The organism is Polyangium sorediatum (assembly GCF_029946465.1).
Classification (GTDB): Bacteria; Myxococcota_A; Polyangia; order Polyangiales; family Polyangiaceae; genus Polyangium; species Polyangium fumosum.
Map to the genome: position 1 here is coordinate 39,102 of NZ_JARZHI010000005.1, position 18,697 is coordinate 57,798.

Genomic DNA, 18,697 nt, shown 5'->3' on the forward strand with positions numbered 1-18,697 from the left:
GGAAAGAAGAGCGATGCGACCGATCGATCGGAGCGAGATCCTGCCCATCGGCGACTACGAGCAGATCCGGGCGAGGTTCCGGGCGCGCGTCATCGAAGAGAAGCGGCCGCGCCGGGTGAAGCTCGGCGAGCAGATGTCCGCGGTGTTCGAGAACCGAGACTCGGTGCTCTTGCAGATCCAGGAGATGCTGCGCACCGAGCGCATCACGAACGAGAGCGGGATCGCGCACGAGATCGGGACGTACAACGAGCTGATCCCGGCCCCGGGCGAGCTCAGCCTGACGATGTTCGTGGAGATCCCGGACGCCGTGATCCGCGACCGCATGTTGATCGAGCTCAGGGGCCTCGAAGGCTGCGTGAGCGTGGAGGTCGACGGCGTGCGCGCGGCCGCGACGAGTGATCCGAAGAGCGTGATGCCGGACCGGACGACGGCCGTGCACTACTTCAAGATCAAGCTCTCCGAGGCGGCGATCGCGGCGATCCGTGGCAAGACGGCGAAGGTCGCAGTGCGCGTGGATCATCCGCGGTACATCGCGCGGACCGAACTCGGGCCGGCGTCGATCACGAAGCTCGCCGAGGATCTCGCGTGAAGCCATGATCGCCTTCGTGCGGCCGATCAAGTTCGAGGAGGTCGACGCGGCGGGGATCGTCTTCTTCGGGCACTATCTCGGCTTCGCCCACGAGGCGATGGAGCACTTTTTCGCGGGTCTCGAGAGGGGATATCCGCACCTCATCGTGAAGCGGCGCGTGGGTTTGCCCGCGGTGAAGGTGAACATGTCGTTCCGCGCGCCCGCGCGTTACGGCGACGTGCTCCGGATCGAGACGAGCACGGCGCATCTCGGCAACCGGAGCGCGACGCTCGTGTACCGGATGCTGCGCGAGGAGGGCTCCGTGCTCGTGGCGACGGTGGAGCACACGATCGTTACGACGAACCTCGACGTGATGGCGTCGTGCCCGATGCCGGACGACGTGCGGTCGATCCTCGCGGCGCACCTCTCGGTCGAGGCGACGTCGTCTTGAGCCTGGGCGGCCGGCGCGTCGAGCTGCGGCTGCTCAGGGATCGCGCGCATTACGACGTGCTCGTGCAGGGCGTGCTCGCGAAGGCGCGCGTGAGCGTGTGGATCGCGACGGCGAACGTGAAGGAGCTGCGCGTGGAGGCGCCCATGGGAACACGGGCGCGCGCGCGGGGCCGGTACGTGTCGCTGCTGGAGGTGCTCCGGGGGCTCGCGCGGAGCGGGGTGGAGCTGCGGTTGCTGCACGCGGGCGTGCCGTCACGCGCGTTCCGTGAGGAGCTCGCGCGGCACGACGAGCTTCGCGCGGGCGGGCTCGCGATGCGTCGTTGTCCACGCGTACACCTCAAGATGATCGCGGTCGACGGCGCGGCGCTTTACCTGGGATCGGCGAACCTGACGGGCGCCGGGCTCGGCGCGAAGGGCGAGGGGCGTCGCAACTTCGAGGCGGGGATCCTGACGGACGACGACGTGCTGCTCGACGAGATGCAGGAGACGTTCGATCGGATCTGGTCCGGGAGAGAGTGCAAAGGCTGCAGGTTGCGCGACGTCTGCCCGTCGCCGCTCGACGGTGCGGGAGGCGGCGCGAAGCCGAGCGCAAAGGCGCCGGCGAAGAAGGCCGCGGGGAGAGGTCGTTCGCGGTTGCCGCGCGGGCCGCGATCGAGCAAGGGCGGGGCATGACGATGTCTCAGGGTCCGGATCCGGCCGCGCTCGAACGGGTGGCGCAGGCCGCGCTCGCGCATGTGGCCGATGGAATGACGCTTGGCCTCGGCACGGGACGCGCCGCAGAAGCGTTCATCGAGCGCCTGGGCGAGCGTGTGCGTCGAGGGCTGCGCGTGCGGGGCGTGCCGACCTCGAAGCGCTCGGAAGAGCTCGCGAAGAAGCTCCAGATCGAGTGCGTTGGGCTCGACGAGATCCACGGCATCGACGTGGCGTTCGACGGCGCGGACGAGGTGACGCCGGAGCTTGGGCTGACGAAGGGCCTCGGCGGCGCGCTCTTGCGCGAGCGCGTGGTCGCATACGAGGCCGAACGGCTCGTGATTCTGGTGACGCCGGAGAAGCTCGTGAAGAAGCTCGGATCGAGGACAGCGATCCCGATCGAGGTGGTGCCGTTCGCGGTGGCGACGGCGTCGAGGCACCTCAAGAACCTCGGCGGCGAGCCCGTCGTGCGCAAGAAGGCGGACGGGTTTCCCTTCGTGACGGACAACATGAACTGGATCGTCGACACGCGTTTCGCGCCGCTCGACGATCCGGCGCGCACGCACGCCGAGGCGCGGGGGATCCCCGGCGTCGTGGACACGGGGCTCTTCCTCGAGATGGCGGACGTGGTGCTGGTGGGCGGCGCGGACGCGGTTACCGAGATGCGTTGAGCGAGGCGATCTGCGCTTCGAGCAGATCGAGGCGCAGGTCGCCCGGCGCCCCCGGCGAGACGCGCGCGGCGAGGCTCGCCGGCGCATCGCCCTGGGCGAGCGCTTTGATCTCGTCGGCGACGCGGCGATAGGCCTCGCGGAAGGGGATGCCGGAGGCGGCGAGCTCGACGGCTCGGTCGGTCGCGAAGCACTCGGGCGTGATCGCGGCGAGCATTCGTTCGTGGTCAAAACGAAGGCCCTCGACGAGGCGCGGCAGGAGGCGGACCGTGGCGAGCGTCTCGTCGAGGCCGCGCAACACGGGCGACTTCGTGAGCTGCAGATCGCGGTGATACCCGGACGGGAGCGCGACGAGGGTCTGCACCTCGGTGAGCGCACCCTGCACGATCGAGCAGGCGGCGCGCATGAGCTCGACGACGTCGGGGTTGCGCTTCTGCGGCATGATCGACGAGCCCGTGGTGAACGCGTCGGGGAGGCGCACGAAGCCGAACTCGCTCGTCGTGAAGAGGGAGAGGTCCCAGGCGAGCCTGCGAACGATCGCCATGACCTGCCACGCGGCGGCGAGGAGCGTGGCCTCGACGATGCCCCGCGAGGTCTGCGAGCCGAGCGGGTTCCACGCGACATCGGAGAAGCCGAGCTCGCGCGCGACGCCCTCGCGATCGAGCGGGAGGTTCACGCCGTAGCCAGCGGCGGCGCCGAGCGGGGAGCGATCGGTGAGCGCACGCGCGGCGCGAACGATGGTGACCGCGTCGAGCAGGCCCTCGGCGAAGGAGCCCGCCCACAGGCCGACCGAGCTCGGCACGGCGCGCTGGAGGTGCGTGTAGCCGGGGAGCGGCGTCTTCTCCTCGCGACGCGCGAGCGCGACGAGCGCGGAGGCGGCGGCGAGCACGAGGGCTTCGAGCTCGTCCATCGCGTCGCGCTCATAGAGGCGCATCGCCACGAGGACCTGATCGTTGCGGCTGCGGCCCGTGTGCACCTTCTTGCCGGTGTCGCCGAGCATGGAGACGAGCGCGGATTCGATCGCGGTGTGGCCGTCCTCGTCGGCCTCGGTGAGGACGAGCTCGCCGGCGTCGTTTCTGCGGACGAGCTCGGCGAGCGCGCGCTCCATGGCGTCGAGCTCGCCTTCCGAGAGGACGTTGATGCGACGGAGCCCGCGCACGTGCGCGCGTGTCGCCACGAGGTCGTAGGCGAGCAGGCGTTGATCGAGCTTCCAGTCGTCGCGGGAGGTGTAACGGAGCATGGCGGCGTCGGTGGCGCCGCCCTTGTCCCAGAGTCGTCCGCTCATTGTCCTTCCAGGGTCTCGTCCACGAGCGCGCGGAGCTCGGCGAGCTTCTTGGCGCGCTCGGGATCAACAGTCTTCTTCGGCGTGGTGGCGCGCATCGATCGTTCGAGTTCGGAGAGCGTCTCCTCGGCGGTGGGCGCGCGCTTGCCGCGGCCGAAGCTGAAGAGGCGCGATATCCAGCCCTCGGCCTGATCGAGGACGAACGCGTCGCTGCGGATGCCATCCGGATCTTCGCGCAACCTGCGCACGACGGCCGCGTTCGCGCGGGCCCAGGTCTCGGACTCCGCGAAGCGCTCGCGCGGGACGGGATCGAGGTGGCGCGCGGCGATTCTGCCGTCCGTGCCGAAGAGCTTGCAGAACATCGCGAGTGCGAGCGTGAGTTCGTTCGTGGTGAGGCGCGTCGCGGAGTGGATCTTCGCGCCGCCGCAGCCTTTCACCACGACGTGGGATCCGTTCGCGAGCAGGACGCCGAAGCCGAGCAGCACGCCCGCGAGATCCGTGACGGGCTCGCGCTCGGTCGCGGAGAGCCCGTCGTACGCGTCGGCCTCGGTCATGAACATGCAGGCCACGGAGCGGACGAGGGCCGTCGTGAGGACCACGGGATCACGCACTTCGCCCGTGCCCACGGCCACGACGTACGAGCCGTCGGGGCGGCGACCGACACGATCGAGGCGCGCCTCGATCTTACCGCCGGGGCCACAAGCGCCGCTGCCGCAACCCGTGCTCATCGTCTCGCCTTCGGGCGTGACGAACGTGAGCTCGACCGTGAGATCCGAGAGGCCCGCGAGGGCCTGCACGCGCGCGAGGAGCTTCGCCACTGCGTTCGGCGATCCGTCGAACGGATCGGGGAAGGAGTCGGCGTTGGGGAGCACGAGGCCACGCACGGGCTCGGCGCCTTGTTCGATCAGGGCCGCGGCGCGATGGAGGATCCAGCGGACTCTCGGTTCAGCGGGGAGATCCATGCGATCAGTCTAGTGCGGGAGCGGCGCGGCGTCGAAAACGTCGGGGCGTCTTTCCCTTGATTCGTGGACCGCCAAGCCTCATGGAGGGGGCGGACGGATCGAATGACCGAACTCCAGACACTCCCGCACCAGTCCTCGCCGATTTCCTCGCGCAAGGCCGACCACATCGATTTGTGCGCCACGGGCGACGTGGGGTTCCGCGCGAAGACGACGCTGTTCGAGGGCGTCGAGCTCGTGCACGACGCGCTGCCCGAGCTCGTGGTCGACGACATCGACATGTCGGTCGAGTTGCTCGGCAAGAAGCTCCGCGTGCCGCTCGTGATCGCGGCGATGACGGGAGGCACCGAGCGCGCGCGGGGCATCAACCGGGAGCTCGCGCGGATCGCCGAGGAGCGCGGGTACGGCTTCGGCCTGGGCAGCCAGCGTGCGATCCTGAAGGGCGAGCCTCGCGAGACGTACATGGTGCGCGATGTGGCGCCGACGACGCTCGTGCTCGGCAACATCGGCGGCGTGCAGGCCAAGAGCCTCGAGACCGCGAAGGTCCTGGAGCTCGTCGAGGCGGTGGGCGCCGACGCGCTCTGCGTGCACCTGAACCCGGCGCAGGAGACCGTGCAGCCGGGCGGGGATCGAGATTTCGTGGGCGTGGTCGGGGCGCTCGAGCGGCTCGTCGCGGAGCTCCCCGTGCCGGTCGTGGCGAAGGAGACGGGCTGCGGGATCGGGCCGCGCACCGCGAAGAAGCTCGCGAAGGCGGGCGTGCGGCACGTGGACGTGTCGGGCGCGGGCGGCACGAGCTGGGTCGCGGTGGAGACGGCGCGCGCCGCGGGGCAGGAGCGCTCGCTCGGCGTGACGTTGCGGGAGTGGGGCGTGCCGACGGCGGCCTCGGTGCTGATCACCCGCGAGGCGCGGCCGCGGTTCAAGAGCATCATCGCGACCGGCGGCGTGGCGAGCGGCATCGACGTGGCGAAGGCCCTCGCGCTCGGCGCGCACGCGGCAGGCATCGCTCGTCCGGTGTTGCAGGCGCTCCATTCGGGGGGCCGGGATGGTGCGCTCGCCTTCCTCGACCAGGTGGAGTCCGAGCTGCGGGCTGTCATGTTGCTCGTGGGCGCGCGGGACGTACGAGCCCTTCGGCGGGTGCCGACCCTTCTTTCCCCGGATCTCGAGCGTTGGGCGGCCCTCGCCTCCAGCGCTCGGAAGAAATGAGCTTGGCCCGGCCATATTGAAGGGGCCTTCCTGCCGGCGAGCCGGGCGTGCTACCGTCCGGGTCGCTGGAGATCCCAGGGAGACGATGAGCGACAACGAAGGGCGATCCAAAGCGCCCAGCGAACAGCCTCCGGAAGACCTGAAAAGGGAGCGGGATTTGTTCATCCAGCAGTTCTTCCGCAAAGGCGCTCAGTTGACCGAAGAGGTCCTGAAGGAGAACGAGCGTCTCCGTGATCGGCTCTCGGAGCTCGAGAGCGAGAACGGCAAGCTCCGCGCGCACCTCGCCAGCGATACGGCGATGCGGGATCTCGTGCGGAAGATCGAGGCGCTCGAGGGAGAGAAGAACGCGCTGCTCCAGCGCTCGGTGGCGATGGAGGCGGTGAGCGATCGCTACACCTCGCGCCATCAGGAGGTGGAGTCGGAGCTCGCGAGCCTCGCGAACCTCTACGTCGCGACCTCGCAGATCCACTCCTCGACGAACGTTCGCCACGTGCTCCGCAACATCAAGGAGCTTTTGGCGCAGCTCCTCGGCGCTGCTCGGTTCGGTGTCTACATCGCCTCGGACGACAAGAAAGAGCTCGTGGCGGTGGCGACGGAAGGCCAGAGCTTCGCCGACATCGCGACCCTACCGGTGGACGGGGGCCCGATCGGGCGGGCTTTTTCCACCGGCAAGCTGTACTACGACGCCGAGAATGACGTCTCGAAGGGCACGGTCGAGCGCCCCGCGGCGGTGGTACCGCTGCTCATCGATGGCCAGCCCATCGGCGTCATCGCCATCTTCGGGACGCTTTCCCAAAAGACGGCCTTCGACGACCAGGACGGTGAGCTGTTCCGGCTCCTGGGCGCGCAGGCCGCCCTCGCGCTCGTCAGCGCGCGGCTGTTCACCGATGCAGGTCGCAAGGTGCCTGGTGTACAGGCGTTCCTCGACCTGGAGGACTGATCGATGGCCGAGTACTCCTGCCTGATTGTCGAAGATTCGCCCATGATGCGGCAGCTCTTGGTCTTCGCGCTCGCGCGGCTCAAGAACCTGCGCGTCACGGAGGCGGACGACGGCGTCGACGGCCTGCGCAAGCTCGCGTCGACGAAGTACGACGTCATCATCACCGACATCAACATGCCGATCATGGACGGGCTGAAGCTCGTCAAGCGTGTCCGGTCGGATCCGGTACACAAGGACACGCCGATCATCATCATCACGACCGAGGGCTCGCAGGAAGACCGGCAACGCGCGCTGCAGCTCGGCGCGAACGCGTACATCACCAAGCCCATCCAGGCGCCTCAGGTGATCGCCAAGGTCAAAGAGCTCCTCGGCATCGAGTGAACCGGCCGCCCCCGGCCCTCCACGTCAAGATCTGCGGTTTTACGCGGGTCGACGACGTGGAGGCTGCCGTCTCCGCGGGCGCCGACATGATTGGCCTCAACTTCGTTTCTGGATCGCCGCGTCGCATCGACGTGCCGCTCGCGCGTGCGCTCGTGGCCGCGGCGCGTGGGTGCGTGGAGATCGTCGGCGTCGTGGCCGATCTCGATCCGGCGCGCGCCCTCGAGTTCGTCGCGGAGGTCGGGCTCGATCGCGTGCAGCTTCATGGCGACGAGCCGCCCGAGGCGATCGACGCGCTCGGGCCGCGTGCGTTCAAGGCGCTGCGCATCGGAGGCGCGGAGGACGTCGCGATCGCGGCGCGATACGGCGGGGATCTCTTGCTCGTCGACGCGCGTGTCCCGGGGCAGCAGGGGGGCACGGGCGTGCGTGTTGATCCCGCGCTCGTCGTCGAGCTCGCGCGCACGCGGCGCCTCCTGCTCGCGGGCGGGCTCGGGCCCGACAACGTCGCCGAGGCGGTGCGCGTCGTGCGGCCGTGGGGCGTCGACGTCGCGAGCGGCGTCGAGTCCGCGCCGGGGATCAAGGACGAGCGCAAGATGCGCGTGTTCGTGAGCGAAGCTCGGCGCGCGGCGCAGGAAGCCGCGCGAACGGCGGACGGCGCAGACGAAGCGTGAGGAGGTCTTGGTGATGATGATGCGGAGAATTTCGAGGGGGCTCGTGGCAGTTCTCGTCGCGGCGCCCTGCGCGCTCGCGGCGACGAGCGCGTCGGCGGGGACGATCAGCGTGGGTCCGGGGAAGGACTACGCGATGCCTTGTCAGGCGATCGCAGCGGCGGAGGACGGCGACTGGATCCACATCGACGCGGCCGGGGACTACACCGGCGATGTTTGCTCCTGGTCGAAGAACGGGCTCTTGATCCGCGGCGTGGGTGGGGTCGCGAAGATCGACGCGGGAGGGAAAAACGCGGGCGGCAAGGCGACCTGGGTCATCGCGGGGAACGACACGGTGATCGAGTACATCGAGTTCACCGGCGCCGCGGTCCCGGACAAGAACGGCGCGGGCATCCGTCAGGAAGGCACGAACCTCACGGTCCGCAACAGTTACTTCCACGACAACGAGAACGGCATCCTCGCGGGCGACAACCCGAACAGCACGATCCTGATCGAGTTCAGCGAGTTCGCGAACAACGGCGCGGGCGACGGCCAGTCGCACAACCTCTACATCAACCACGTCAAGAAGTTCGTCTTCCAGCACAACTACTCGCACGGCTCGAAGATCGGCCACCTCCTGAAGAGCCGCGCGCTCGAGAACCACGTGCTCTACAACCGCCTCACGCAGGAGGACGGGACGGGCAGCTACGAGATCGACATTCCGAGCAGCGGCCTGACGTTCCTCATCGGCAACCTCGTCCAGCAGGGGCCGAACACCGACAACAGCTCGCTCGTCGCGTATGGCCTCGAGTCGAACGGGGCGAACCCGATCACCGAGCTCTTCGTCGTGAACAACACGTTCGTCAACGAGCGCCCGAACGGCGGCACGTTCCTCAACATCGGCGGGAACGCCGCCCCGGCGGTCGTCCGGAACAACATCTTCGTCGGGCCCGGGACGCTCACGAACCAGGGCAACGCGAACCTCGGGAAGAACTTCCAGGGCGATCCGATGTTCGTCGACCAGGCCGGGTTCAACTACCGGCTGAAGGACGGTTCGCCCTGCGTGGACGCGGGCGAGGCGCCGGGGATGGGCGGCGGGATCGATTTGACCCCCAAGATTAGTTACGTGCACCCGTACGACGGCGCGATACGCACGACGGTCGGCACGATCGACATCGGCGCCTACGAGCTCGGCGGTGAGGGAGGCGCGGGCGGGAGCGGAGGCGGCGGCGGAAGCGGAGGCGGCGGCGGAAGCGGCGGCGCCGGGGGAAGCGGAGGCGACGGCGGAAGCGGAGGCGCGGGCGGAAGTGATGGCGGCGGCACGGGCGGCGGCGAGGACGAGGGTTGCGGCTGCCGGGTCGTCGGCGGCGCGGGCGAGTCCTCAGGCTGGGTCGCTTGCCTCGTGATCGGCGCGGCCGTCGCGGCACGCAGGGGCTCTCGGCGCGTAGAAATCTCGCGTCGCTGATCGCGGTCTCGAACACCACCCTCCACGTCCTCTCCGGTTCACGCGCGCTCGCGGGTTCACAAGGGCCTCGGAGCGACGTCCATCGTTGCGACCTCGGCGGTTCGTCCTAGGATGCCGCTCCCCCGACCGGAGACTCGTATGCGCACGTTTTCCCTCGCCTTCGCCTCCGTGGCGATGTCCCTCCTCGCTGGGTGTGGCTCGGCCAAACCCGAGCCCATCACCAACACCGCGGGCCCCGTGCCCACCGTCGCTCCGCCCGTCGACAAGGGGCCTCCGCCCGTCGAGGTCTCGCTGGAGAGCGTCGGCCTCGACGGGGCCGCGCTCGACAAGTCCGTCAATGCTTGCACGGACTTCTACCAGTTCGCTTGCGGCGGCTGGCTCAAGTCGACGGAGATCCCCTCCGACGAGGCGAACTGGGTGCGGAGCTTCAGCGAGATCGACAAGCGCAACGAGCTCGCGCTGAAGTCGATCCTCGAGGACGCGGGCAAGGCGAAGAACCCCGATCCGACGACGAAGAAGATCGGCGACTACTACGCCGCGTGCATGGATGAGGCGTCCGTGGACGCCGCGGGCATCACGCCGATCAAGCCGCTCGTGGATCGCGCGCGGAAGGTCGCCTCGGCGAAGGACGTGACCACGCTCGTCAGCGACCTGCACGGAAAGGGCATCTTCCCGCTGTTCTGGATCTCGGGCGAGCAGGATCCCGGGGACGCGACGCGCGTCATCGCCACGCTCGATCAAGGCGGGCTCGGCCTGCCGGATCGCGACTACTACACGAAGGACGACGACGACTCGAAGAAACTCCGCGCCGACTACGTGGCCCACGTCGAGCGCATGTTGAAGCTCGCCGGGCTCGCCGAGGCCGACGCGAAGAAGGCCGCGGCGAACGTGCTCGCGCTCGAGACCGACATCGCCAAGGTCTCGAAGACGCGCGTGGAGCGCCGCGATCCGAAGGGCATCTACAACATGGTGAGCCGCGCGGATCTCGCCAAGAAGGCGCCGGCGTTCCCCTGGGATGCGTACTTCAAGGCGCTCGGGATCTCGGACGTGAAGCAGGCGAACCTGACGTCGATCCCGTTCTTCGAGGGCATCGACAAGCTGCTCGGGTCGGTGAAGGCCGACGTCTGGCAGAGCTACCTGACGTGGATGATCGTGCGCGCGTCGGCCGACGAGCTGTCGAAGCCGTTCGTCGACGAGGCGTTCGCCTTCCGCGCCCGCCTCTTCGGCCTGAAGGAGCAGAAGCCGCGCTGGAAGCGCTGCGTCGACGCCACGGATCACGCGCTCGGCGAGCTCGTCGCGCAGCCCTTCGTGGCGAGCCACTTCGCGGGCGACTCGAAGCGCGCCGCCGAGCAGATGGTGCAGGAGATCAGCAAGGCCTTCGGCGTGCGCGTGCGCTCGCTCGACTGGATGGACGACAAGACGAAGGAGCGCGCGCTCGCCAAGCTCTCCTCCATGGCCTACCTCATCGGGTACCCGGCGAAGTGGCGCAGCTACGACTTCGAGGTCGACCGCAAGAGCTACGGGAAGAACGCGATGGCCGCGGGCACGTTCGAGCAGAAGCGCAGGCTCGCCAAGATCGGCAAGCCCGTCGATCGCGAGGAGTGGCAGATGAGCCCTCCGATGGTGAACGCGTACTACGACCCGCAGAAGAACCACATGGTTTTCCCGGCCGGGATCCTGCAGCCGCCGTTCTACGACGTGAAGGCGGCGATCCAGGTGAACCTCGGCGGCATGGGCATGGTCGTGGGCCACGAGCTCACGCACGGCTTCGACGACGAGGGATCGCAGTACGCGGGCAACGGCAACCTCGAGAACTGGTGGGAGCCGTCCGTCGGGGAGCTCTTCAAGAAGAAGACGACGTGCGTCGAGGAGCAGTACTCGAAGTACGAGCCGCTGCCCGGCGTGAAGCTCAACGGCAAGCTCACGCTCGGCGAGAACATCGCGGATCTCGGCGGCCTCCGGCTCGCGTTCATGGCCTACCGCGAGATGCGCAAGGGCGCGGCGAACATGACCGTCGCCGGCGGCTTCACCGAGGATCAGCAGTTCTTCCTGGCGCACGCGCAGGCCTGGTGCGCCAAGAGCCGCGACGAGTACGCGCGGCTCCACGCGAAGACGAACACGCACTCGGCGCCCCGCTTCCGTGTGAACGGTCCGCTCGTGAACACGCCCGAGTTCGCCCAGGCGTTCTCGTGCGCCGAGGGCACGCCGATGCACCCGGCCAAGGTTTGTTCCGTCTGGTGACGTCCTCGCCACGGGGGGCGCTCGACGCGCGTTTCAGGAAGGACCTGCTCGCCCGGTAACACACGGGCGAGCAGGCTTGTCGCGTGCTTGTCGCAGGTTACTTCGGACCGTTCGGAGGGCGCTTCGTCGCAGAGACGCTCGTGCCCGCGCTCGAAGAGCTCGATCGGGCGCGGCAGGACGTCCTTCCGACGCCGGCGTTCCAGGCGGAGCTCCACGAGCTCTTGCGGAGCTACGTCGGGCGGCCGACGCCCCTGACGGAGGCGAAGCGGCTCGCGCGGCGGATCGATCCCGATGGTGACGCGATCGCGGAGCTCCTGCTCAAGCGCGAGGACCTCTGTCACACGGGGGCGCACAAGATCAACAACGCGCTCGGTCAGCTCTTGCTCGCGAAGGCGATGGGCAAGACGCGGATCATCGCGGAGACGGGAGCCGGGCAGCACGGCGTGGCGACGGCGACGGCGGCGGCGCTGCTCGGCCTTCCGTGCGAGGTCTACCAGGGCGCGCTCGACATGGAGCGGCAGGCGCCGAACGTCGCGCGCATGCGGCTGCTCGGGGCGCGCGTGGTGCCGGTGGAGTCGGGATCGCGGACGCTGAAGGACGCGATGAACGAGGCGCTGCGCGACTGGGTGACGAACGTGCGGACGACGTACTACTGCGTCGGCAGCGCGGCAGGGCCGCATCCGTATCCGACGCTCGTCGCGTCGCTGCAAAGGATCATCGGCGACGAGGCGCGCGCGTCGTGCCTCGATCGCTGGGCGCTGCCGGACGCCGTCGTCGCGTGCGTGGGCGGCGGCTCGAACGCGATCGGGATCTTCAAGGCGTTCGAGGGCGATACGAGCGTGTCGCTCTACGGCGTCGAGGCCGCGGGGCTCGGGCTCGATACGGACAAACACGCGGCGACGCTCTCGCGCGGGCGCGTCGGCGTGCTCCACGGAGCGAAGACGTATGTGCTCTGCGACGACGCGGGGCAGGTGATCGAGGCGCACTCGGTGAGCGCGGGGCTCGACTATCCGGGCGTGGGGCCGGAGCACGCGCGGCTCCGCGATACGGGGCGCGCGACGTACGTCTCCGCGACGGACACGGAGGCGCTGGATGCGGCGCGCGAGGTGGCGCGCGCGGAGGGCATCGTGGTCGCGCTGGAGACGGCGCACGCGTTCGCCGCGCTCGGGGCGATCGCGCGGCGCGAGGCCGAGGCGCGGGGACGGCCCGCGCGGATGCTCGTGTGCCTCTCGGGTCGCGGCGACAAGGACCTGGACACGATCACGGCCTACGGCGGAGGGAAGTGATGCACCGGATCGATCAGCGCTTCGTCGAGCTCCGGCGCGCGGGCCGGAAGGCGCTTTGCGTGTACCTCTGCATCGGAGATCCGTCGCTCGAAGCGTCGGGGTTCCTCGCGCTCGAAGCGATCGACGCGGGCGCCGACCTCCTCGAGCTCGGTGTGCCGTTCAGTGATCCGACGGCCGACGGCCCGACGCTCGCGCGCGCGGCGCAACGAGCGATCGCGGCGGGCGCGACGCTCGAACGCGTGCTCGACGTCGCGTCGCGCGTGCGCGCTCGCTCGGAGGTGCCGCTCGTGTTGTTCACGTACTACAACCCTGTGCTCGTCGTGGGGGAGGCAAAGGTCGCGCGGCTCGCGCGAGCGGCCGGCGTGGACGCGCTGCTCGTCGTGGATCTGCCTCCCGAGGAGGCGGCGCCGCTCCGGGACGCGTGTGCGGCCGAGGGGCTCGGTGTGGTGCCGCTCGTCTCGCCGACGAGCCACGCGGCGCGAATCGAGGCGATCCGGCGCGCTTCGACGCCGCTCGACGGCGCGCCGCGTGCGTTCGTGTATTCGATCTCGATGACCGGCGTGACGGGGGCGAGCCCGTCGGATCTCGCTACGGCTGCACGTGACGCCGAGGGGATGCGCCGCGCGTTTGATCGACCTGTGCTCGTGGGCTTCGGCATCGACAGCGGCGCGAGCGCGAAGCTTGCGGCGGGCGAGGTGTCCGGCGGCGCGGATGGCGTCGTCGTCGGCACCGCACTCGCGCGGCGCATCGAGCAGGCCGCGAGCGGCGACGAGCAACGGCGCGCCGTCCGCACCTTCGTCGGCGAGCTACGACGCGCGCTCGACTTGCCTGACTAGCCTGTCCCGTGCTTCAGGAGGACGCGGTTTCGGCCCGTCCGCTTCGCCTGGTAGAGCGCCTCGTCGGCGGCGGCGATGAGCTGCTCGGGCGTCTCCACCGGCAGATCCGGGCTCGCGGCGACGCCGACGCTGATCGTGATCGGGATGCGCGTCCCCTCGTGCTCGAACGACGCGGTCTCGACCGCCGAGCGCAGCCGCTCGCCGAGGATGCCCGCGTTGCCCAGCGACACGCCACGACAGATCACGCCGAACTCCTCGCCGCCGTAACGCGCGAAGACGTCCTCGGTCCGCACCGTGTTCATCGTCAGCTTCGAGATCTTCGTGAGCACGTAGTCGCCGGCGAGGTGGCCGTACGTGTCGTTCACGCGCTTGAAGTGGTCGACGTCGAACATCACGAGCGAGAGCGGCGCGCGGTGCCGCTTCGCGTAGGCGATCTCGGTCTCCAGGCGGCTCAGGAAGTAGCGCTTGTTGAACGCCTTCGTCAGCCCGTCCCGCAGCGCCGCGTCGATCATCTGCTGCTGGAAGCTGACGTCGAGGTGGTCGTGGTAGGTGAACTTGAGGATCGTGGTCGATCCCAGGCGGATCTTGTCGCCGTCGCGCAGGATGCGCTGGCTGATGTTCTCGCCGTTCACCGAGGTGCCGTTCGAGCTGTTGAGATCTTCCAGCACCACATCGTTGCCGGCGCGGACGAGCCGCGCGTGGCGACGCGAGATGCCGTCGTCGTTCAGACGCACCGTGGCGTTTGCCCCGCGGCCCAGGACGGTCTCCGGAAACTCGACCTCGAACATCTCGCCGACGTTCGATCCGACGAGCACGATGAGATAGGCGCGATCACGCTGCGATCGAGCCCTGAGCTCGTCCTGGAGCTCCTTCACGTGGGCGACCCGCGTGGCTTCGATATCGTCGTCAGGCGGCCCGCTGTTCATGCTGCCAAACTACATCATAGCGCTGCACGCCGTCGCTTGGGAACGGTGAACCGTGCAGGCCTGGGTGGTTTCTCGGAGTTCCAAGGGATCGAAAGAAAGCCAGCCGACCGGAGGGGGGCTCGTTTGCCACGCCCGCACTAGGCCGCCTTCCCGAGGGGGACGGCGATTTGCTCGACCTCGACGCCGGCGATGCTGGTTTCGAGGAGCGTGACGTCGGCGTGCGAAAAGCCTTGCCCTGCGCCCTCGCCGCCCGGGGCTTCGCCGACGCTGCCCACGTTCACGATCCGCACGCCCTGGACCATGCGATCAAAAGGCACGTGCGAGCCGCCGCAGACGATCACGTCGGCCGGATCGTCGCCGAGCAGGGCCGCCATCTCCTCGTCCGTCATGTCGTGGCAGAACGGCTCGAACGGATCGACCGGGGATCCGTGGACGAGCAAGAGCTCGCTGCCGTCTTCGAGGTTCATTCGATGGGTCGTCGGCAGCCTGCCCAGCCGCGCGAGGATGAGCTGGCCGAGCTCGGTGCGCACCGCGGAGAGGCGATCGAGCCGCGAGCGCTCGTGGGGGCTCTTCGGGACGACCTTGCTGATGTCGAGCGTCGCGAGCGCGCGATCGCCGGTGCCCTGGACCAAGATGGCCTGGATCTGCGTGAGCCGACGCCACGTCTCGAGCGGATCGGGGCCGGGAAAGCAGAGGTCCCCGGCGACGAGGATCTTCGAATAGCCGCGGCGCTCGGCCACCGCGAGTACGGCGGAGAGCGCATCCGCGCGTCCATGAATGTCGGACAGGCAGAGGAGACGCACGCCGCGGAGCATAGGAGGTGGGCGGAGCCTCGCCAAGGCGCATCGAGGCCGAGGGTCGGGAGATCCGTGAACACGTCCGCCCCGCCTGCTCGGCGCGGGCCCGAGGAAGGAAAAAACGCAGATCCGCGGGTGTGCCGCGCGTCGCTCCCAAGCGTTTGACGCGCGTCGCTGCTACGTTGCGGCCTTCCGATGCTCCGCCGCTCCCGGCTCCTCGCCCTCGCGCAGCGGATCGATCGTCGCCGCGCCGAGATCTACGCCGCGCGCCTCGCCGAGCGGATCGAGCCCGGCACGGTCGGGTTTGCGCTCGCCGTGCTGCTCGCGAGCGCCTATCCGGCCCTCGCCCCCGCGCTCGAAGTGTCGCCCGAGATCGTCGAGACGATCGCCGCCGAGGGGCACCAGGCCGCGCGGGATCGCGCAGGGCTCGCCGCGCGGCTCCGGGCGCGGCTCGGGGACGGCGACGACGGCGATCGGGTGGCGCGGGAGCTGCGGCGGTTCGCGCGGGAAGAGCGGATCCGCGTGGCGCTGCGCGAGCTCTTGCCACCTTCGCTCGGGGGCGCCGACGTCGACGTGACGTCGCAGGAGATCGCGGCGCTCGCGGAGGTGACGATCGACGCGGCCGTGAAGGACGCGATCACGCAGCTCGCGTCGCGGTTTGGTCCTCCGCGGCGCGAGAGCGGGGCGCCCGCGCGGTTCGTGGTGCTCGGCATGGGCAAGCTCGGTGGGGGCGAGCTCAACGTCGGATCCGACGTCGATCTCGTGTTTTTTTACGACACGGACGAGGGCGGATGCGCGCAAGGCGGCGGCGAGACCTTGCCGCTGCACGACTTCTGGACGCGCGTCGCGCGTCGCGTGACGGCGACGCTGGAGGACGTGACCGCGGACGGCTTCGTGTGGCGCGTGGATCTCCGCCTGCGGCCCGAGGGGCGAGGCGGGCCGCTCGTCAACTCGCTCGCCGCGGCCGAGCGGTACTACGAGTCGTTCGGGCGGACGTGGGAGCGCGCGGCGCTCGTGCGCGCGCGGCCCATCGCAGGGGATCTCGATTTCGGCGACGAGGTGCTCGCCGCGCTCGAGCCCTTCGTGTGGCGGAGGCGCGTCGATCCGACGATCGCCGTCGAGATGACGAAGCTCGTGCAGCGCGCGCGGACCGAGCTCTCCCGGGAGCCGGGGCGGGATCTGAAGCTCGGATCGGGCGGCATCCGCGAGGCAGAGTTTTTCGTGCAGACGCTCCTCCTCGTATGGGGCGGGCGCGAGGCGCGCCTCCGCGCGCGGGGCACGTTCGACGGCCTCCGGCGCCTGCGCGCGGCCGGGTTCGTGACGGATCGCGAGGCGCGCGAGATCGCCGAAGCGTACCTCGCGCTCCGCCGCGCCGAGCACGCCGTGCAGCTCGCCACGGGCCAGCAGACGCACGTGTGGCCCGCCGATGCCGAGTCTGCGGGCAGGCTCGCGCGGGTGCTCGGCTTCGCGTCGGCCGAGGCGTTCGAGGCCGACCTCGCGAAGCACCTCGGCCGCGTGGAGGCGCGCTTCCGTTCGCTCGTGCCCGACGGCGCGCTCGCGCCCTCGCGCTGGGCCGAGGCCCTCGCCGCGCTCGACGACGGCGACGCCGCGGCGTTCGAGGCTGCGTTCCGCCGCGTCGCCGAGCTCTCGTTGCCCGTCGCGACGCCCGAAGCGCCGGACGCGCTCGAAGCGGTGGAGCGGTGGGGCGACGTCGCGCGGGATCTCTTTGATCTCTCGCGCCGCCCGGACGCGGCGCTCGGCGCGCGCAGCCGCGAGGCGTATCCGCGGCTCGGCGAGGCGGTCCTCGACGCCGTGGCCGACGCGGCCAATCCCGAGCAGGCCGCGCGCACGCTGCGCAGGCTCTTCGCGCGGCTCCGTCATCCCGGCGTGTACCTGCGTTTCCTCGGCGACGAGCCGCGCCTCGTGCGCAGGCTCGTCGAGGCCATCGGCGGCAGCGCGTTCCTCGCCGAGGCGCTCGTGCAGCACCCCGAGCTCGGCGATCGCATCCTGTTCGCGCGTGGCGTCCCGACGCCTGCGTCCGCGCGCGCGGAGCTCGACCAGGCCAAGCGCGAGGCCGCGGCGGTGGACGAGGATCCCGACGAGCAGCTCGTCGGCGCGCTCCGCCAGGCGAAGGCGCGTGTCGTGATCGACGTGGGCCTCGCAGATCTCGCGAGTGAGCTCGGCCCGCGCGAGGTCGGGTACGTGCTCTCGGCGCTCGCGGATGCGTCGCTCGAAGCGGCGACGCGGCACGCGCTCGGCACGCCCGACGGCGAGCCCGTGCGTGGCCTCTCCGTGCTCGCCGTCGGCACGCTCGGCGGGCGCGAGATCGGCTACGGCTCGGACCTCGACGTCCTCTTCCTCTTCGACCCGGAGAAGGCCCCTCCTGGCGCGGATCCCGACGCGTTTTTCGCCCGCTCGGCGCGCCGCGTGATCCGCTTGATCTCGATCCTGCACCCGGCCGGGCCCGGCTACGAGCTCGACACGCGCCTCCGGCCCTCGGGCAACCAGGGCTTGCTCGTCACGTCGATCGACGCCTTCGCGCGCTACCACGCGAAGGGGCCGGACACGCCGCACGTCGAGGCCGCGGCCTGGGAGCGCCTCGCGCTCTTGCGCGCGCGCGCCGTCGCGGGGGACGTCGAGCTCGGGGCGCGGGCGATCGAGATCGCGCACGCGGCGGCCTACGCGATGCCGGGTGATCCCGCGCGTGTCGCCGAGGAACTCCGCCGGCTCCGGGGTCGCATGGAGCAAGAGCTCTCGCTGGAGCGGCGCGGCCGGTACGACCTCAAGCTCGGGCGCGGCGGGCTCTTCGAGATCGAGCTTTGCGTGCAGTTCTTGCAGATGCTCAGCGGCGTGGATCCGGGCGTTCGCACGACGGAGACGGCGCTCGCGATCGAGGCGCTCGCGGCGTCGGGCAAGCTCACGCCGGAGCAGGCCGAGGCGCTGCGGGATGGATATGCGTTCCTGCGCAAGCTCGGCGGCCGCATCCGTATCGTGCACGCCGACGCGTCGCACCTGCTCGAAGAGAGCGCGCCGGGTCTCTGGCCTCTGGCGCGGCGGATGGGCATTCGTGATCGCCCGGGCGCGCAGGCCGCCGGGGAGCTGCTCGCGCGGTACCGAGAGGTGACGGGCCGCGTGCGCGAGGTCTACGAGGTCGTGCTGCGCGGGAGCTAGCGCGGCAGCCGAGGAGCGGCTCCGCATCGCTCCGCTCGCTTCCGCGGCGGTCGGGTCGCCGCTCCGGTTTGTTCCCATCGCCTCCGCGGCGGTCGGGGGGCCGCTCCGTACATTACGGAGCGCCTCCGCGGCAGTCGGGACGCCGCTCCGTTATTTACGGAGCGCCTCCGCGGCGGCCGGGGGGCCGCTC

The 18,697-nt window shown here is 70.1% G+C and carries 17 protein-coding genes; 13 read left to right on the forward strand and 4 right to left on the reverse strand.

Translation table 11 applies throughout. The features are described 5' to 3' along the window. Window positions 1–13: 13 nt before the first annotated feature. The 4 genes from QHF89_RS08020 to rpiA are packed head-to-tail and all read left to right on the forward strand — an operon-like array spanning window position 14 to window position 2,379. On the forward strand, window positions 14–589 hold the full coding sequence (locus QHF89_RS08020) for a DUF3501 family protein (protein ID WP_136928362.1): 576 nt from the start codon (window positions 14–16) through the stop codon (window positions 587–589). Window positions 590–593: 4 nt separating this feature from the next. After that, window positions 594–1,019, forward strand: a complete 426-nt coding sequence (locus tag QHF89_RS08025; protein WP_136967532.1) for an acyl-CoA thioesterase — start codon at window positions 594–596, stop codon at window positions 1,017–1,019. Continuing rightward, on the forward strand, window positions 1,016–1,690 hold the full coding sequence (locus tag QHF89_RS08030) for a phospholipase D family protein (RefSeq protein WP_284720219.1): 675 nt from the start codon (window positions 1,016–1,018) through the stop codon (window positions 1,688–1,690). The genes QHF89_RS08025 and QHF89_RS08030 overlap by 4 nt, the downstream gene beginning before the upstream one ends. Further along, window positions 1,687–2,379 carry a ribose-5-phosphate isomerase RpiA gene (gene rpiA / locus QHF89_RS08035; RefSeq protein ID WP_284720220.1) on the forward strand — a complete coding sequence of 231 codons (693 nt, stop codon included), beginning with the start codon at window positions 1,687–1,689 and terminating at the stop codon, window positions 2,377–2,379. The genes QHF89_RS08030 and rpiA overlap by 4 nt, the downstream gene beginning before the upstream one ends. Here rpiA and argH read toward each other — a convergent pair. Both argH and QHF89_RS08045 read right to left on the reverse strand, forming a co-directional pair. After that, entirely contained in the window at window positions 2,363–3,661 is a 1,299-nt protein-coding gene (gene argH, locus QHF89_RS08040) for an argininosuccinate lyase (RefSeq protein WP_136967534.1), read from the reverse strand. The two genes, rpiA and argH, sit on opposite strands and share 17 nt — an antisense overlap. Beyond that, a complete protein-coding gene (locus QHF89_RS08045; RefSeq protein WP_136967535.1) occupies window positions 3,658–4,620 on the reverse strand; it encodes a hypothetical protein in 963 nt (320 codons plus the stop codon). Before QHF89_RS08045 ends, argH begins: the two co-directional genes overlap by 4 nt. A gap of 102 nt (window positions 4,621–4,722) precedes the next feature. Between QHF89_RS08045 and fni the strand changes: the two genes are divergently transcribed. From fni to trpA, 8 genes are all read left to right on the forward strand, one after another. Beyond that, on the forward strand, window positions 4,723–5,820 hold the full coding sequence (fni, locus tag QHF89_RS08050) for a type 2 isopentenyl-diphosphate Delta-isomerase (RefSeq protein WP_136967536.1): 1,098 nt from the start codon (window positions 4,723–4,725) through the stop codon (window positions 5,818–5,820). A gap of 85 nt (window positions 5,821–5,905) precedes the next feature. After that, window positions 5,906–6,760 (forward strand): GAF domain-containing protein, encoded by an 855-nt coding sequence (locus QHF89_RS08055; protein WP_136967537.1) that lies wholly within the window; start codon window positions 5,906–5,908, stop codon window positions 6,758–6,760. A 3-nt stretch (window positions 6,761–6,763) separates the two neighbouring features. Then, window positions 6,764–7,141, forward strand: a complete 378-nt coding sequence (locus QHF89_RS08060; RefSeq protein ID WP_136928355.1) for a response regulator — start codon at window positions 6,764–6,766, stop codon at window positions 7,139–7,141. Beyond that, entirely contained in the window at window positions 7,138–7,809 is a 672-nt protein-coding gene (locus QHF89_RS08065) for a phosphoribosylanthranilate isomerase (protein WP_136967538.1), read from the forward strand. Before QHF89_RS08060 ends, QHF89_RS08065 begins: the two co-directional genes overlap by 4 nt. A gap of 43 nt (window positions 7,810–7,852) precedes the next feature. Continuing rightward, complete coding sequence (locus QHF89_RS08070) at window positions 7,853–9,250, forward strand: right-handed parallel beta-helix repeat-containing protein (RefSeq protein ID WP_136967539.1); 1,398 nt, start codon at window positions 7,853–7,855, stop codon at window positions 9,248–9,250. Between the two features lie 138 nt (window positions 9,251–9,388). Beyond that, window positions 9,389–11,491: a M13 family metallopeptidase gene (locus QHF89_RS08075; protein WP_136967540.1), complete on the forward strand. Its 2,103-nt coding sequence runs from the start codon at window positions 9,389–9,391 to the stop codon at window positions 11,489–11,491. Between the two features lie 83 nt (window positions 11,492–11,574). Then, on the forward strand, window positions 11,575–12,777 hold the full coding sequence (gene trpB / locus QHF89_RS08080) for a tryptophan synthase subunit beta (protein WP_136967541.1): 1,203 nt from the start codon (window positions 11,575–11,577) through the stop codon (window positions 12,775–12,777). Continuing rightward, window positions 12,777–13,613 (forward strand): tryptophan synthase subunit alpha, encoded by an 837-nt coding sequence (gene trpA / locus QHF89_RS08085; RefSeq protein ID WP_136967542.1) that lies wholly within the window; start codon window positions 12,777–12,779, stop codon window positions 13,611–13,613. Before trpB ends, trpA begins: the two co-directional genes overlap by 1 nt. Here the strand turns inward: trpA and QHF89_RS08090 are convergent. Both QHF89_RS08090 and QHF89_RS08095 read right to left on the reverse strand, forming a co-directional pair. After that, entirely contained in the window at window positions 13,610–14,539 is a 930-nt protein-coding gene (locus tag QHF89_RS08090; RefSeq protein ID WP_136967543.1) for a GGDEF domain-containing protein, read from the reverse strand. The two genes, trpA and QHF89_RS08090, sit on opposite strands and share 4 nt — an antisense overlap. Window positions 14,540–14,676: 137 nt before the next feature. Continuing rightward, window positions 14,677–15,342 carry a metallophosphoesterase family protein gene (locus QHF89_RS08095; RefSeq protein WP_232379432.1) on the reverse strand — a complete coding sequence of 222 codons (666 nt, stop codon included), beginning with the start codon at window positions 15,340–15,342 and terminating at the stop codon, window positions 14,677–14,679. 189 nt (window positions 15,343–15,531) lie between these two features. On the opposite strand from QHF89_RS08095, the gene glnE reads away from it, so the two are divergent. Beyond that, window positions 15,532–18,507 carry a bifunctional [glutamate--ammonia ligase]-adenylyl-L-tyrosine phosphorylase/[glutamate--ammonia-ligase] adenylyltransferase gene (glnE, locus tag QHF89_RS08100; RefSeq protein WP_136967544.1) on the forward strand — a complete coding sequence of 992 codons (2,976 nt, stop codon included), beginning with the start codon at window positions 15,532–15,534 and terminating at the stop codon, window positions 18,505–18,507. Window positions 18,508–18,697: the final 190 nt, after the last annotated feature.